The organism is Streptomyces atriruber, from assembly GCF_001418325.1.
In the GTDB taxonomy this organism is placed as follows: domain Bacteria; phylum Actinomycetota; class Actinomycetes; order Streptomycetales; family Streptomycetaceae; genus Streptomyces; species Streptomyces atriruber.
Genome location: NZ_LIPN01000128.1, coordinates 41,211 through 56,715, shown reverse-complemented (window position 1 = coordinate 56,715; position 15,505 = coordinate 41,211). Strand labels below are relative to the sequence as shown.

9 protein-coding genes are annotated in these 15,505 nt (G+C 68.7%); 2 read left to right on the top strand and 7 right to left on the bottom strand.

Annotated features, from left to right (window positions below):
* Positions 1-13: 13 nt before the first annotated feature.
* The 3 genes from AOK03_RS15290 to AOK03_RS15280 all read right to left on the bottom strand — a co-directional run bounded on the left by AOK03_RS15290 (position 14) and on the right by AOK03_RS15280 (position 6,780).
* Complete coding sequence (locus tag AOK03_RS15290; protein ID WP_055565799.1) at positions 14-1,726, bottom strand: protein kinase family protein; 1,713 nt, start codon at positions 1,724-1,726, stop codon at positions 14-16.
* A 118-nt stretch (positions 1,727-1,844) separates the two neighbouring features.
* On the bottom strand, positions 1,845-4,328 hold the full coding sequence (gene murJ / locus AOK03_RS15285) for a murein biosynthesis integral membrane protein MurJ (RefSeq protein WP_055565798.1): 2,484 nt from the start codon (positions 4,326-4,328) through the stop codon (positions 1,845-1,847).
* A gap of 46 nt (positions 4,329-4,374) precedes the next feature.
* Positions 4,375-6,780: a DUF6049 family protein gene (locus AOK03_RS15280; RefSeq protein ID WP_055565797.1), complete on the bottom strand. Its 2,406-nt coding sequence runs from the start codon at positions 6,778-6,780 to the stop codon at positions 4,375-4,377.
* A 188-nt stretch (positions 6,781-6,968) separates the two neighbouring features.
* On the opposite strand from AOK03_RS15280, the gene AOK03_RS15275 reads away from it, so the two are divergent.
* On the top strand, positions 6,969-8,411 hold the full coding sequence (locus AOK03_RS15275) for a CCA tRNA nucleotidyltransferase (RefSeq protein ID WP_055565796.1): 1,443 nt from the start codon (positions 6,969-6,971) through the stop codon (positions 8,409-8,411).
* A 110-nt stretch (positions 8,412-8,521) separates the two neighbouring features.
* Here AOK03_RS15275 and AOK03_RS15270 read toward each other — a convergent pair whose 3' ends face one another.
* The 4 genes from AOK03_RS15270 to AOK03_RS15255 all read right to left on the bottom strand — a co-directional run bounded on the left by AOK03_RS15270 (position 8,522) and on the right by AOK03_RS15255 (position 12,328).
* Positions 8,522-8,911, bottom strand: coding sequence for an LppU/SCO3897 family protein (locus AOK03_RS15270; RefSeq protein WP_341845807.1), 390 nt, complete (start codon positions 8,909-8,911; stop codon positions 8,522-8,524).
* 252 nt (positions 8,912-9,163) lie between these two features.
* Positions 9,164-10,420 (bottom strand): MFS transporter, encoded by a 1,257-nt coding sequence (locus AOK03_RS15265; protein WP_055565794.1) that lies wholly within the window; start codon positions 10,418-10,420, stop codon positions 9,164-9,166.
* Positions 10,421-10,499: 79 nt separating this feature from the next.
* The gene (locus AOK03_RS15260; protein ID WP_055565793.1) at positions 10,500-11,582 is read right to left on the bottom strand and encodes an inositol-3-phosphate synthase; all 1,083 of its coding nucleotides are present in this window, start codon (positions 11,580-11,582) and stop codon (positions 10,500-10,502) included.
* Between the two features lie 59 nt (positions 11,583-11,641).
* Complete coding sequence (locus tag AOK03_RS15255) at positions 11,642-12,328, bottom strand: PadR family transcriptional regulator (protein ID WP_055565792.1); 687 nt, start codon at positions 12,326-12,328, stop codon at positions 11,642-11,644.
* 373 nt (positions 12,329-12,701) lie between these two features.
* On the opposite strand from AOK03_RS15255, the gene AOK03_RS15250 reads away from it, so the two are divergent.
* Positions 12,702-15,467: a transglycosylase domain-containing protein gene (locus AOK03_RS15250; RefSeq protein WP_079074729.1), complete on the top strand. Its 2,766-nt coding sequence runs from the start codon at positions 12,702-12,704 to the stop codon at positions 15,465-15,467.
* Positions 15,468-15,505 lie beyond the last annotated feature (38 nt).

Genomic DNA, 15,505 nt, shown 5'->3' with positions numbered 1-15,505 from the left:
GCGGGCCGATCCCTCAGCCCTTGAGCTTCACGTCCGTGATCGCTTGCTTGAAACCCGCTCCGTAGTACCCGTCGACAGGCGAGTTAGGCACTTCGGTCATCCAGAGAAGCACGTACTGCGACTTCACGGGCTTCTTGGCCTTGATCTTCACGGTGTTGTCCGACGTGGTGCCGGAGCCGATCTTCTTCATGGACCCGATGTCCGCCGAAGGCGTCAGTGAGTCCGTGGCGTACAGAGAGATCGTGGTGCGCTCGCCGCTGTACCGAAGGGCCACCGACGCCTCGGAGACGTCCTGCTCCGAGCCGAGGTCGTAGACGATACCGACACCCGGCTTGTACGGCGCGAGCCTCGGCCCGGCCTTGAACGTCTTCGTGCGCCAGAGCGAGGAACTGCTCTTGTCGTAGGTGTGGCTGACGTTCGTCGGGTCCTGGGACGACCCGTCGACGACGAGCTCCTGGCCGTTCTCGATCTGGATCGGCTTCGCGGGCTTCGGCTGTCCCTTGTCGTCACCGTCGTTGGTGTGCGACGTACCGGAGTCCCCGGATTTCTCCCGGTCCATCAGGGCGTCCGCCAGCTGCCAGCTACCGAGACCGAGCGCGGCGATGAGCAGCGCGGAGACACCCCACTTGAGGACCCTGCCGGTCCTGCTCTGGAGTGGAGGCAGCGGGGTGGGCACGGGCTGGGTGGCTCCGGGATGCGCCGCGGGGCGGCCGTACGTGCCCTGCTGGTACGTCGTGCGCTGGTACTCGGGCGGTGCGGTGAACACGGGCTCCGGCGGGCGGATGCGGGGCATCTCACCGATCGCCTTCACCAGCTCCTCCGGCGTCGTGCACGGAGGGTCCTGGCGGGAAGCGGTCGCGCCGTCGTTGACGAGCGCGCGCATGGCGAGCTCCGACAGGCCGCGGTGGACGCCCGCGCGCACCTGGTCGGGTGCGATGAGGCCGACGTCCTTGGGCAGCCCGGAGAGGCCGTACGCATCGTCCTCGTACGGCCAGCGCTGGGTCAGCGAGGCGTACAGGAGTGCGCCGATCGCCTCCGTGTCCGTGCGCTGCGGGGTCTCGGAGCTGATGCCGCGCAGCGCGGCGTTCACGGCGAGGCCGCGGATGCGGTACTGCCCCGTGGACGTGCGCAGCACGGCGCCCGGCGTGAGGCGCAGGTGCGCGAGGCCCTCACGGTGCGCCGCGGTCATGGCTTGGGAGACCTGGCTGACCAGTTGGTAGGCGTCGTGGGCCTCGAGCGGGCTCGCCGCGAGGAGCGCGGTGAGCTCCGTGGCGTCCGGGAGCCACTCGTGGACGACGTAGACGAGGTCGTTCTCCTCGACGGCGTCCAGGACCTGCACGAAGCGCGGGTCGCCGAGCAGCGCCGAGGATCGGGCCGCTGCGAGGACCGAACGGGCCCGCGGATGGTCGGCGGGCAGGAGATGCACGCCGACGGCACGGCGGAGCTTCTCGTCGACCGCGCGCCAGCTGCTGAAACCGTCCAGACGGGTGACGCACTCTTCGAGTCGATAGCGTCTTGCGAGCTTGTGGCCACTGTGCAGTTCTGGGGGTGAGGAGGCCCCGCGGCTCATCGGCTTGTCGGTCTCCGCCGCCTCTTCTTCTGCTGCCGTGTCCCGCTCCCGGGTCTGGGCCACCCCGTCGGCCGTGGCCTGCTCCGCCTTGGCGGTCAGCGGCTCGTCGCCGCTGTTGTCTGCCACGTCGACGGCAGCCGTGCTCCGTTCCGCCACCGTCGTTCCTGCCTCCCCATCCATTGCGCTTCGTCGGACGCCAAAGCCAATTGTGCCCACAACCCGGCGCTATGCACGACACACGGTGGCCGACGATGGTTGTGCGGGCCCGCCCATCTCACCGTCCGAGACGGCCTCGGACCATGCCGACCATGGAATTCAGCTCCGCGATCCGCATCTTTCGGGCGGCCACGAAGAAGACACCGAGAAGTGCGACACCGCCGGCGACGAGCGCCACGAAGGAGCTGAGCGCCCCGGTGCCCATGGCCTTCAGGATCGCGAAGCCGACGCCGCCACCGACAATGGCCGCCGGAATCGAGGCACCGAAGAGACGCGTGTACGTGCGCGCTACCTGGGCGCCGTCCAGATCGCCGCCCAGCCGCACGCGCAGTCGGCGCCAGGCGACGCCGACGCCCACCGAGTAGGCGAGGCCGTACGAGGCGGCCATGCCGACGACGGCCCACCTGGCGGGCAGGACCAAGAAGCACAGCGCCGAGGCCGCCGCGTTGACGGCCGCAACGATCACGGTGTTGTAGAACGGCGTCCGGGTGTCCTCGTACGCGTAGAAGCCGCGCAGGACGACGTACTGGACCGAGTACGGAATCAGGCCGAGCCCGAACGCCATCAGGGTGTAGCCGATGTTCTGCGCACCCGAGCCGGAGCCGGCGTACAGCAGCGTGGCCATGGGGACGCCGAGGGCGAGGAAGGCGAAGGCACACGGCACGATCGCCACGGCGGAGGTCCGCAGGCCGTAGGAGATGTCGTCCCGGACGGCAGCGGGGTCGTCGTCGTTGGCGGAGCGCGAGATGCGGGGCAGTACCGCGGTCATCACGGAGACCGTGATGATGGCCTGCGGCATCTGCCAAAGCAGCAGCGCGTAGTTGTACGCGGTGATGCCGGTGCCCGAGTAGCCGAGGTCCTCGGCCGTCGCGCCTGCGCTGGTGGCCAGCTGGGTCACGACGATCATGCCGAGCTGGTTGGCGAGGACGAAGAAGAACGTCCACTTGGCGAGGCGCGCGGCCTTGCCGAGGCCCTGCCCGCGCCAGTCGAACCGGAGCCGCAGCTTGAAGCCCGCCTCGCGCAGGTACGGCAGCATCGAGAGCGCCTGCACGGTCAGGCCGAGCAGGGTGCCGAGGCCGAGGAGCCGTACGCCGTCGGGCGTGATGCTGCCCGCGTTGACGCCGGACTCGGTGAAGCTGCCGAAGGCCCAGATGAAGGCGCCGAACGTCGCGATGACCACGACGTTGTTGAGGACCGGGGTCCACATCATCGCGCCGAAGCGGCCGCGGGCGTTGAGGATCTGGCCGAGCACGACGTGCAGACCCATGAAGAACATCGTGGGGATGCAGTACCGGGCGAAGGTGACCGCGACGTCCATCTTCGCGGGGTTCTCGGCGATCGTCGGCGACATCATGCGGATGAGCATGGGCGCCGCGATCACGCAGAGGACGGTGACGGCCGCGAGCAGGACCATCACGAGGGTGAGGAGCCGGTTGGCGTAGCCCTCGCCCTCGTCCTCGTCGTTCTTCATGGCCCGGACGAGCTGTGGGATGAAGACCGCGTTCAGGGCACCGCCACCGACGAGGACGTAGATCATCGTCGGCAGGACGTTGGCGACCTGGTACGAGTCGTTGAGCGTGCCGACGCCGATGGCGGCGGCCATGACCAGGGTGCGCAGGAATCCGGTGAGCCGGGAGACGATCGTCCCCGCCGCCATGAGCGCGCTGGACTTCAGCAGGCTGGACGCGCGGCCGCCGGACTTGGCGGCAGGCGCCGGTGCGGCCGCGGGGCCCGGGACGACCGGCTGGTCGACCGGCGGGTATCCGCCGTTGACGGGCTGCTGGTAGTCGTTGCCCTGGGGATAGCCGCTGCCCTGGGGGTAGCCGTTGCCGTTCCCCTGGGCGTAGCCGTCGTTCTCGGGATAGCCGCCCTGCTGGTACGCACCCTGTGGGTAGCCACCCTGCTGGTACCCGGCGTGTTGCTGGCCCGCCTGCTGATAACCGGCCTGTTGCTGGCCTGCCTGCTGGTACCCGGCCTGCTGATAGCCGCCCTGCTGGTACTCGTTCTGCTGGTACTCGTTCTGCTGGTAGGCGGCCTGTTGCTGGCCCGCCTGCTGCTGGCTGCGGTAGCCGCCCGGCTGCTGGTCCCGGAAGAGGTGAGCGAACGCGTCCGGCTCGTGGTGCTCCTCGCCGGCCTGGGTGACCAGGTCGTCGACGCCCACGAACTGCGTCGTGCGGGCGTCGTCGCCGTACGGGAGGTGCCGGGTCGGGCCCTCCGGCTCGGGAGCCGGGGGCTGTGCCCACATGCGCGGGTCGGGGGCGTGCTGCGAGGAGGGCGGCTGGGCGTAGAGCGGCTGCTGCTGATAGGTGCCGGGCGGCGGCGGAGGGTGCGCCGCGCGGTCGTAGAGGGCCTCGGTCACCGGGTCCTGGGCGGAGAGGTCCTGCGCCCGGTAGGGGTCCTGGTCGTAGGCGTCCTGGAGGTACATGTCCGGCGCGGGCTGTGGGGGCACCTGCCCGTGCTCGGGGGAGCCGGGCGGCGGGCCCCCGGGCGAGGCGGAGCCGCCCGAGCCCTGGCCACGGTCACCGTCGTACGGCGCGTTCATGGTTACCCCACCTCATCGTCCCCGGGCCCACCGGCCACGACATCGCTCAACGGTCCACTCTCTCACCCGTGTCCGATGGGTCGGTGCTTTCCGGAGCGGTGTCCGGTGTCGGGTCACTCGGGTGCCCGGGGTCGTCCGTCCCGGACTCACCGCCGGATTCGCCCTCGGGGCCGTTGTCCGGGCCTTCGCCCTCGCCCTGATCCGGGCCCTCGTCCGGACCCTCCTGGGCGCGCTTGCGGGCCGCGCGCTTGCGCTGGGTGTACATGCGGAAGCCCGCGAGCACGAGCAGCAGGAGTCCGCCTGCGATGACCAGCATCACCGTGAGGGTGACCTCGGTGACGTTGACGTCGAACTTCACGGCGCTGCCGTAGGGCTCGCCGTCCTCGGTGTAGAGCTGCGCGTACACCGGAACCGGGCCGTTGGCGTTGGCCGTGGTGGTGAACTTCACGGACTGGGAGTGACCGCCCGCGATCTTGATCTGCTTCTCTTCGAACTGCCCGTCGCCGATCTTCAGACGGGTGGGGTTCCTGGAGGACAGGCGCAGGACCAGATGGTCGACGCCCTGAACCAGGTTGTTCTGTACCGATACGGGGAGGGTCGCGCTGCGCCCGGAGAGCTTCGCGTCGGACCTCTTGATCAGGGACACCTGCCGGGTGAGGTCCTTCAGATACGCCCAGACGCTGTCCCGATAGGCCTGCCCCTCGGCCGAGTGGCCGCGCCAGGACGTCGCCATTTCACGGTCTATGGCCCTCCCGAACGGGGTGACCACGCGGTCCTTCTCGGTGAGGATCACCTGGAAGCGGTCGAGCGAGTTCTGCGTGGCCTGGATGTTCTCGAAGGCCGACCGCGGCAGCTCCTGCTTGCGCAGCGCGTCGGGGTAGGCGGCGGCCGACGGGACCCGGGTGGTGGCCCGCGGGTCCGGCTTGGCCTTCGCCGCGGCGGTCAGGTCCTGCGACTGCGACCACTTTCCGCCCGCGAGGGAGCTCAGCGCCTTCCCCATGGTCTGCGCCTGGCTCGCCGTGGGCATGCGCTGCGGAGCGATGACGATGCTCCGCTCCTTGTCGGGGTCCTGCAGGTTGACCATCAGGCTCTGGGCGAGGAACTCCTGGACGGCGAGCGTGGAGTTCTCCGCCTCGGTCATGTCCCCCTGGAAGGCCGTGGAGAGGCGTGCGTCGGCCACCACGGCGGTCGTGCCGCCGCCGATGGGCCGAGCCGCGGTCGGGGTGTACTGCAGGTCGTTGGTCTCGCGCAGGCTGTCGCTGCGGGTGATCACGGTGTGGGCGCCCGCGGAGGTGGCGACGTCGACGATCGACGGGTCGATCGCTCCGTCGGCGGGCCAGGCGAAGTCGGTGCTCGGCTTCACCTGGAGGATCGTCGTGACCGCCTTGTAGCCCGCGTCAGTGGCTTCCTTGAGGTGACCGAGGGAGCCGCCGACCGCCTTGCCGGTGTGGGCGAGGGAGGCCAGGTCGGGGTCGGCGAAGGGGAGCGCGATGATCTTCTTGTCCTTGACGGCGGTCAGGAGATCGTTGAGCCACTGATTGGCGACCGCCTGCTGCTTGCCCGCCCTGGTGGTCCCGTCCGCGTTGTCGATCCGGTAGCTCTTCGTCATCGCCTCGACCGAGTTGAGCAGGTCCGGGTCGATGGCCCACGTGACGTCCAGCCGGCTGCCGAGGGACAACAGCTGCTCCAGGCGGCCGCCCGGGGCGAGCTCGTCGGCGAGGTCGTCGTTCTTGAAGACGGGCGTCTGCTGGTCGTCGGACCCGGTCTTCGCCGTCAGGTGCGTGGCGGTGGTGAGCGGCCACATGTACGTGATCTTCGTCTTGGTGTCGGCGGCGTCCGGCTGCCAGGGCAGGAAGGTCCGCTCGATGCCGAGCACCTGGGGGTAGGGCTGGGCGGCGCTCTGACCGGTGAGGGAGACCCCCAGCTGGTAGACGCCGCCGACGCCGAGGGACAGCGCCTTGACCGGTACGGAGATGCTGAAGTCCTGCCGCACGCCCGGGGCGAGCCGGGCGATCTTCTCGACGTACTTCCCGCCGACCTCCGTGCCGTCTGCGCCCGGCTGGTAGCCCGTGCGCTTGGCGGCGTTGTCGATCTCGCTGCGGCTGTTGAGGGGCGATCCGATGCGGAGCCCGACCTGGGCCCCGGTCACCGTCTGCTTGCCGTTGTTGGTGACCGTGCCCGAGACGGTGAGCGTGTCGCCCTCACCGGGCGCGGTGGGGGTGAGCGAGTCCAGGGAGACGTCGACGGTGCGGGATCCGGTGGCGTCGGCCTTCACGCGTGACTGCGCGGCCTCCGCCTTCGCGCCGGGCACTGTGGCGTGCGCCACAGTGCCTGCCGGCGCCTGCAGCAGTCCGGCCAGCAAAGGGGTACCCACCAGCAGTGCTGCGGTGCGCCGCAGCCACCGGCGAGCAGGTGAGGGGCTCGTCCCCGGAAAGTCTGCCGCCTCGGCCACGCGTTCGCCCGTCCCTCGTCGTCAGTGGTCGTCGGTTGTGCGTCCACGCATGGTAACGATGCGCGCTGTGGCGAAGTGCCGCGGACTGCTCCACGTGATCACAACACGCGGGCGGAGCGGCTGCGCGCCCCCTGCGGGGCGGGAATCGGGTCGGCCGCGGGCGGCCGGGGCACGTACCCTTTTCTGTTGTGCCGAACGCCAATGAAGACAATCCCAGCGCCCTGAGTCAGGTGCAGAGCCGCGCGGTCAGCGAACTGCTGCGTGTGTCCCCTGTCGCGGACGATCTCGCCCGCCGTTTTCAGGAGGCCGGGTTCTCTCTCGCCCTGGTCGGCGGCTCGGTCAGGGACGCCCTGCTGGGCCGGCTCGGCAACGACCTGGACTTCACGACCGACGCCCGCCCCGAGGACGTACTGAAGATCGTCCGGCCGTGGGCCGACGCGGTGTGGGAGGTCGGGATCGCCTTCGGCACGGTCGGCAGCCAGAAGGACGGCTACCAGATCGAGGTGACGACCTACCGGTCGGAGGCGTACGACAGGACCTCGCGCAAGCCCGAGGTGTCCTACGGCGACTCGATCGAGGAAGACCTCGTGCGTCGCGACTTCACGGTGAACGCGATGGCCGTGGCGCTCCCCGAGAAGGAGTTCGTGGACCCGCACGGCGGGCTCGACGACCTCGCGGAGCGTGTCCTGCGCACCCCCGGCACCCCCGAGGACTCCTTCTCCGACGACCCGCTGCGGATGCTGCGGGCCGCGCGCTTCGCCGCGCAGCTGGACTTCGAGGTGGCGCCCGACGTCGTCGCCGCGATGAAGGCGATGGCCGAGCGCATCGACATCGTCTCCGCGGAGCGCGTACGGGACGAATTGAACAAACTGCTTCTTTCCGTACATCCGCGCAAGGGCCTCGCACTCCTCGTCGAGACGGGCCTCGCCGAGCGGGTCCTTCCCGAGCTGCCCGCGCTGCGTCTGGAGCGGGACGAGCACCACCGCCACAAGGACGTGTACGACCACTCGCTGATCGTCCTCGAGCAGGCGATGGCGCTGGAGACGGACGGCCCCGATCTGACGCTGCGGCTCGCCGCGCTGCTGCACGACATCGGCAAGCCGAGGACGCGGCGCTTCGAGAGCGACGGCCGGGTCTCCTTCCACCACCACGAGGTGGTCGGCGCCAAGATGGTCAAGAAGCGCATGACGGCGCTCAAGTACTCCAATGAGCTCGTGAAGGACGTTTCGCGCCTCGTCGAGCTCCACCTGCGCTTCCACGGCTACGGCACAGGAGAGTGGACGGACTCGGCCGTACGTCGCTACGTACGCGACGCAGGCCCCCTCCTGGAGCGTCTGCACAAGCTGACCCGCTCCGACTGCACCACGCGCAACAAGCGCAAGGCGAACGCCCTGTCGCGCGCGTACGACGGCCTGGAGGAGCGCATCGCCCGCCTCCAGGAACAGGAGGAGCTGGACTCGATCCGCCCCGACCTGGACGGCAACGACATCATGAAGGTCCTGGACGTGGGACCGGGCCCGGTGATCGGTCAGGCCTACAAGTTCCTTCTGGAACTGCGCCTCGAGAACGGGCCGATGGAGCGGGACGCGGCCGTCGCGGCGCTCAAGGAGTGGTGGGCCGCCCAGAACTGAGGCGGGAGGGTGGTTGTTTCACGTGAAACAACCACCCTCCCGAGATGCGCCGAAGGGCGTTGTTTCACGTGAAACCGTGAAACAACGCCCTTCGGTCGTTCCTGCTGTGCCTACTTGGTCTTCTTCAGGCAGAGCACCACGTTGTGGCCCTTGCCGCTCTGGTAGTAGGCGATCTCGGAGGTCTTGACGGCCTCGCACTTGTCGCTGTCGCTGGTGTTGTCGAACTTCTCGACGACCTCGAACTCGGAATCGCTCGAGGAGCAGTCGACCTCTTCCAGGTCCGGCGAGAACTGCGTGCCCTTGTTGTGCATGCAGCTGCCGACCGAGGTGGACTCGGCGTCGCTCTTACTGAACTGCCACTTGCCGACGGCTATGAGAATGGCGACCACGATGAAGCCGACGATGCGCAGGACCAGCTTCTTGCCGCCACCGCGGCGGGCGGGGGCCGGCGGGGGGACCGGGCCACCCTGGTTGAAGGCGGGGTACGGCTGCTGCGGCATGCCGGGCTGACCCTGAGGCGCGGGGTACGGAGCCGTCGGCGCCTGCTGGCCGTAAGGAGCTCCGCCCTGGGGCTGGCCATAGGGATTCTGGCCCTGGGGCGGGTACGGAGTCTGGCCCTGGGGCGGCGGAGTGGTCACTTTGGGGGTCCCCCTCGAACGAGAGCGCGATGGCGCGAATACGACGCCCGTAAGTTATCCGGGTCCGCTGGTATCTCTGAAGCCCAGAGGGGCTCTGTGTCACTGATGTGACACTTATTGCGCGTCAAAGCGGGCCATAGCGCCAGCAATTGCCGCGTAGAGAAGAGCCACCACGAGGACCAGCGGAACCGAGCGTCCGTCCGGGGGGAGCATCAGGGCCGCTACTGCGGCCGCGCCGACGAATGCGACGTTGAAGAGGACGTCGTAGACGGAGAAGATCCGTCCGCGGAAGCCGTCGTCCACCGAGGACTGCACCACCGTGTCCGTGGCGATTTTCGCGCCCTGGGTCGTCAGGCCGAGGACGAAGGCGGCGACGAGGAGAGGGATGGGTTCGAAGGGGAGGCCGAGCGCGGGTTCGAGGACTGCCGCCGTTCCCGCGCAGGTGACGATCCAGCCGCCCGCCCCGAGCCGCCCCACCGCCGCGGGCGTCACCAGAGCCGCCACGAAGAACCCCGCGCCGGAGATCCCCACGGCCAGTCCGAGCAGCGCGAGCCCGTCGGCCTCCGTCGACGTCCAGGCGTACCGGCACAGCATCAGGACCATGACGGTCAGCGCGCCGTAGCAGAACCGGAGCACCGTCATCGCGGCCAGCGCGCGGGCGGCCGCGGGGCGTTGTGCCAGATGCCGCACCCCCTCCTTCAGCCCGCGAGCCGTTCCGGCCAGCGCGGCCGCCAGCCGTGGCTGCACCAGGTCCGGGTCGGGGCCGAGGAGTTCACGCGCCATGCGGAGCGAGGCGAGCGCCGCGCAGAGGTAGAGGGCGGCTCCGCAGAGGACCACGGCCGCGTCCGAGTCCGACGCCACGATGCGGATCACGAAGGCGAGGCCCCCGCCCAGTGTCGCGGCCAATGTGCCCGCGGTCGGCGACAGGGAGTTCGCGACGACCAGACGGTCGGCGTCCACCACCCGGGGCAGCGCGGCCGAGAGCCCTGCCAGGACGAACCGGTTGACGGCCGTGACGCAGAGGGCGGAGGCGTAGAAGAGCCAGTCGGGGACGCTGCTCAGCATCAGTACGGCGGTCAGGGACGCCAGGGCGGCCCGCAGGAGGTTGCCGTAGAGGAAGACCTGGCGGCGCTGCCAGCGGTCCAGGAGGACGCCGGCGAAGGGGCCGACCAGGGAGTACGGGAGGAGCAGCACGGCCATGGCGGAAGCGATCGCTCCGGGCGAGGCCTGCTTCTCGGGGGAGAAGACGACGTACGTGGCGAGCGCGACCTGGTAGACGCCGTCCGCGCCCTGGGAGATCAGCCGTACGGCGAGCAGCCGTCGGAAGTCCCGCAGCCGCAGCAGTATCCGCAGGTCACCGACGACAGCCATGGATCACAGCCTCACATACGAGGAGGGTCCCCGGGCGGAATGCCCGGGGACCCTCGGCAAGCAACAAGGAGAGAGCTGTTTAGCGCTCGACCTCGCCCTTGATGAACTTCTCGACGTTCTCGTAGGCCTCGTCGTCGAAGTACTGGACCGGCGGGGACTTCATGAAGTAGCTCGACGCGGAGAGGATCGGGCCGCCGATGCCGCGGTCCTTGGCGATCTTCGCGGCGCGCAGGGCGTCGATGATGACACCGGCCGAGTTCGGGGAGTCCCAGACCTCGAGCTTGTACTCCAGGTTCAGCGGGACGTCACCGAAGGCGCGGCCCTCGAGGCGGACGTACGCCCACTTGCGGTCGTCGAGCCACGCCACGTAGTCCGACGGGCCGATGTGGACGTTCTTCTCGCCCAGCTCGCGGTCCGGGATCTGCGAGGTGACGGCCTGCGTCTTCGAGATCTTCTTCGACTCGAGGCGGTCGCGCTCGAGCATGTTCTTGAAGTCCATGTTGCCGCCGACGTTGAGCTGCATGGTGCGCTCGAGACGGACACCGCGGTCCTCGAACAGCTTCGCCATCACGCGGTGCGTGATGGTGGCGCCGACCTGCGACTTGATGTCGTCGCCGACGATCGGGACACCGGCCTCGGTGAACTTGTCCGCCCACTCCTTGGTGCCGGCGATGAAGACCGGGAGGGCGTTGACGAACGCGACCTTGGCGTCGATGGCGCACTGCGCGTAGAACTTCGCGGCGTCCTCGGAACCGACGGGCAGGTAGCAGACGAGAACGTCGACCTGGCGGTCCTTGAGGATCTGGACGATGTCGACCGGGGCCTCGGAGGACTCCTCGATGGTCTGGCGGTAGTACTTGCCCAGGCCGTCGTGGGTGTGGCCGCGCTGGACGGTCACGCCCGAGTTCGGCACGTCGCAGATCTTGATGGTGTTGTTCTCGCTGGCGCCGATGGCGTCCGAGAGGTCGAGGCCGACCTTCTTCGCGTCGACGTCGAAAGCGGCGACGAACTCGACGTCACCGACGTGGTAGTCGCCGAACTGGACGTGCATCAGGCCCGGGACCTTGGCGTCCGGGTCTGCGTCCTTGTAGTACTCGACGCCCTGGACCAGCGAGGCGGCGCAGTTGCCCACGCCGACGATGGCTACGCGAACCGAACCCATTCCGGTTGCTCCCTGTGTGATCTCGGTATTCCGGATGAGACCCGGCGGAACGCTGGGTCTCACTTGGCGGGGTCATCGGACGGATCCGGCGGCGGGTCGTTCTCCCGCCGCCGGGGCAGGCCCGCCGACTCCCCAGATGTGCTGTTCTGCTGAGCGGAGCTGCCGGGGGCGGACCGTTGCTGGTCCCGCCCGGCTCGCTCGCTCTCGATGAGCTCGTTCAGCCAGCGCACTTCGCGCTCCACGGACTCCATGCCGTGCCGCTGCAGCTCGAGCGTGTAGTCGTCCAGGCGCTCCCGGGTACGGGCCAGGGAAGCGCGCATCTTCTCCAGGCGCTCTTCGAGGCGGCTGCGGCGGCCCTCGAGCACCCGCATCCGAACGTCTCGCGAGGTCTGCCCGAAGAAGGCGAAGCGGGCGGCGAAGTGCTCGTCCTCGTACGCATCGGGGCCGGTCTGCGAGAGCAGATCCTCGAAGTGCTCCTTACCTTCCGCCGTCAATCGATAGACGATCTTGGCGCGACGCCCGGTGAGCGGAGTCGCCAGGGCGTCGTCGGGGGTGCTCCCCGACTCCTCGATCAACCAGCCGTTGGCGACCAGCGTCTTGAGGCAGGGGTAGAGCGTCCCGTAGCTGAAGGCGCGGAACACTCCCAGCGATGTATTGAGTCGTTTGCGCAGCTCATAGCCGTGCATCGGGGATTCGCGGAGCAGGCCGAGCACGGCGAATTCCAGGATGCCGGAGCGCCTGCTCATCTTCGCCTCCCGTCTGCCGCGGTCCCTCAGTACGACCTTTATGTCGAGCTGATGTATCGACTCGATACATCGAGACGATAGAACGGCGATCCGGTTGATACAAGAGGGGGCACGGTGAACGGCGTCACATCACCGATTCGTAGGAAGTAACTTGCCTGATTTGGGGTGAACTTCGGCTCTACGAGGGTTTTGACGGTGCGTAGTCTGTGCGCCATGCATGCCGCCGGGAACCAAGTGACGTCAGGGAGCGTCGTCGTCCCCGGTGTAGTGCGGGCGCGTTCAGGAACGGGCGCATCCGCACTCCGGGGGGATTGGAAACCAGCCGCCGTTTCCAGGCGTGGACAGCTGCGCCTGCCCGAGGAGTAAGCGTTCGATGAGCGAGCACCGTCGCAAACCGCCGCAGCCGCAGGGCGGCGGACGCGCCGCGGCCAGGCGTGGTACCCCAGGGGCGCCGTCGGGTCGACGCGCGGCACCGCGGGGCGACACAGGATCACCCTCTTCCTCCTACGGAGGACCGGGGCCCGGTTCCGGGGCCTCGGACGATGGGGACCGCCCCTACGGCGGCAGGGCCGAGGCCCGCCGCGCAGCGCAGCGCAGCGGTTCGGTCGGCGCGGGCGGCGGTCGCCGCAGGGCGCCCGACGGCGGCGGACGCGCGGGCGGTGGTGGCGGTGGCCGCCGTGGCGGCGGTGGGCCCGGTGGACCGGGCGGCGCAGGCCGTGGCAGGGGCCGCGGTGCCGAGCCTCCCCGTAAGAAGCGGTTCATCGACTACCCGCGAGCGGGCAAGAGCGGCGTGCGCCGCTGGGTCCCGTCGTGGCGCCTGGTCACCGGCATGTTCCTCGGCTTCCTCGGTAGCCTGATGGCGGTCGCGGGCATCGCGTACGCCCTGGTGGAGGTGCCGGAGGTCGACAAGGCGGCCAAGGCCCAGAACAACGTCTACTACTGGGCCGACGGCAAGCAGATGGTCGCGACCGGTGGTGAGCGGAACCGCCAGATCATCGACTACGACGACATCCCCAAGGAGATGCGCTTCGCCGTCATGTCGGCGGAGAACAAGTCGTTCGAGAAGGACAAGGGCGTCGACCCGATGGGCATCACCCGGGCCGTGGTCAACATGGCCAAGGGCGGGCAGACCCAGGGTGGCTCCACGATCACCCAGCAGTACGTGAAGAACGCGCGACTCGGCGATCAGTCGCAGACGTTCACCAGGAAGTTCAAAGAGCTCTTCATCTCGATAAAGGTCGGCCGGACGGTGTCCAAGGAGGACATCATGGCCGGTTACCTGAACACCGCTTATTACGGACGCGGGGCCTACGGCATCCAGGCGGCCGCCCGGGCGTACTTCAACAAGGAAGCCAGCGAGCTGGACCCGAGCCAGTGCGCGTTCCTCGCGACCGTGCTCAAGGGCGCCACGTACTACGACCCCGCCGGCTACCCGGAGATCGACCCCGGGGCCAACAAGCAGGACAACACCGCCCGCGCCAAGAAGCGCTGGAAGTGGATCCTCGACGAAGAGGTCAAGGACGGCCGCCTGACCGCCGAGCAGCGGGCCAAGTACCAGGAGTTCCCGAAGCTCCAGAACCCGCGGTCGAACATGGACCTGGCCGGTCAGACGGGTTACCTCGTGGACCTGGCCAAGGCGTACGTCATCAGGAACACCAACATCACCGCCGAGCAGCTCCAGCAGGGCGGCTACGAGATCCACACGACCTTCGACAAGAAGAAGGTCAAGGATCTCGAGGCCTCGGTGAACAAGGTCCGCAAGGAGAAGATCAAGCCGAAGGTGCGTCCGGAGAAGGACACGCACGTTCAGTTCGGCGGGGCCTCGGTGGATCCGAAGGACGGCGCGATCAAGGCCATCTACGGCGGCGAGGACGCGACCAAGCACTTCACGAACAACGCCGACCAGACCGGTGCCCAGGTCGGTTCGACGTACAAGCCGTTCGTGCTGGCCGCCGCGTTCAAGTACGGCGTGCGCGACCCGGACGGCCCGGAGGAGCAGACCGAGGCCGAGCGCACCATCGTCAATCCGAAGAGCCTCTACAGCGGCAAGAACGAGCTGAAGATCCAGAAGTACAACGGTGAGGTCTGGACGGACCGCGAGGGCAAGCAGTGGAACCAGAAGAACGACGGTAACCAGTCGTACAACCGTCCCAGCTTCCAGATCGACCTTCGCGAGGCGATGAGGGAGTCGGTCAACTCGGCCTACGTGCAGCTCGGCATGGACGTCGGACTGGAGAAGGTGAAGCAGTCCGCCATGGATGCCGGTCTCAAGGACGACAGCTCCATGGCCGGCGCCACCTACCCGTCCTTCTCACTCGGCACCTCGTCGCCCAGCGCGATCCGGATGGCCGGGGCGTACTCCACCTTCGCGGCGAGCGGCAAGCAGAACGAGCCGTACTCGGTGAAGGAGGTCGAGCACGAGGGCGACACGGTCTACCGCCACGAGAAGACGACCAAGCAGGCCTACAGCCCGGAGGTCGCCGACAACGTGACCGACGTGCTGCGGACCGTCGTGGACAAGGGCACGGGTACCTCCGCCCAGCTCAGCGGCCGTCAGGTCGCCGGCAAGACCGGTACGACGGACGGCAACAAGTCCGCCTGGTTCGTCGGCTACACCCCGCAGCTGTCTACGGCGGTCAGCATGTACCGGCTCGACGACGACGAGACCAACAAGAAGCGCAAGTTCCTGGAGATGTTCGGCACGGGTGGCGAGGAGAAGATCCACGGCGCCTCGTTCCCCGCGCAGATCTGGCAGGAGTACATGGAGCAGGCGCTCAAGGGCAAGCCCGTCGTGAACTTCCCGGCGCCCGGGCCGATCGGTGAGGTCGTCGGAGAGACCCCGCCCCCGCCGCCCACGCCGACGAAGACCGAGGAGCCGGAGGAGACCACGTCACCGACGCCCACGGAGACCGAGACCACGAAGCCGCCGACGAACAGCCCCGATCCCGGCGAGAGCTGTGATCCGTTCGACTGGGATTGCAACCACGACGGCGGTCAGGAGAACGGCGGTGCCGACGGCGGCGTCGACGGCGGGCCCGGTGGGGAGTCCCCACCCGCCACCGAAGACCCGGCCGGTGGCGCAGGCAACAATGGCAATGGCAATGGAGGGGGCGGAATCTTCGGCGGGCCGACAGGCTGAGCCGAGCCCGCCGGAGTGTCCCGGCGGGCCGCCGCAGG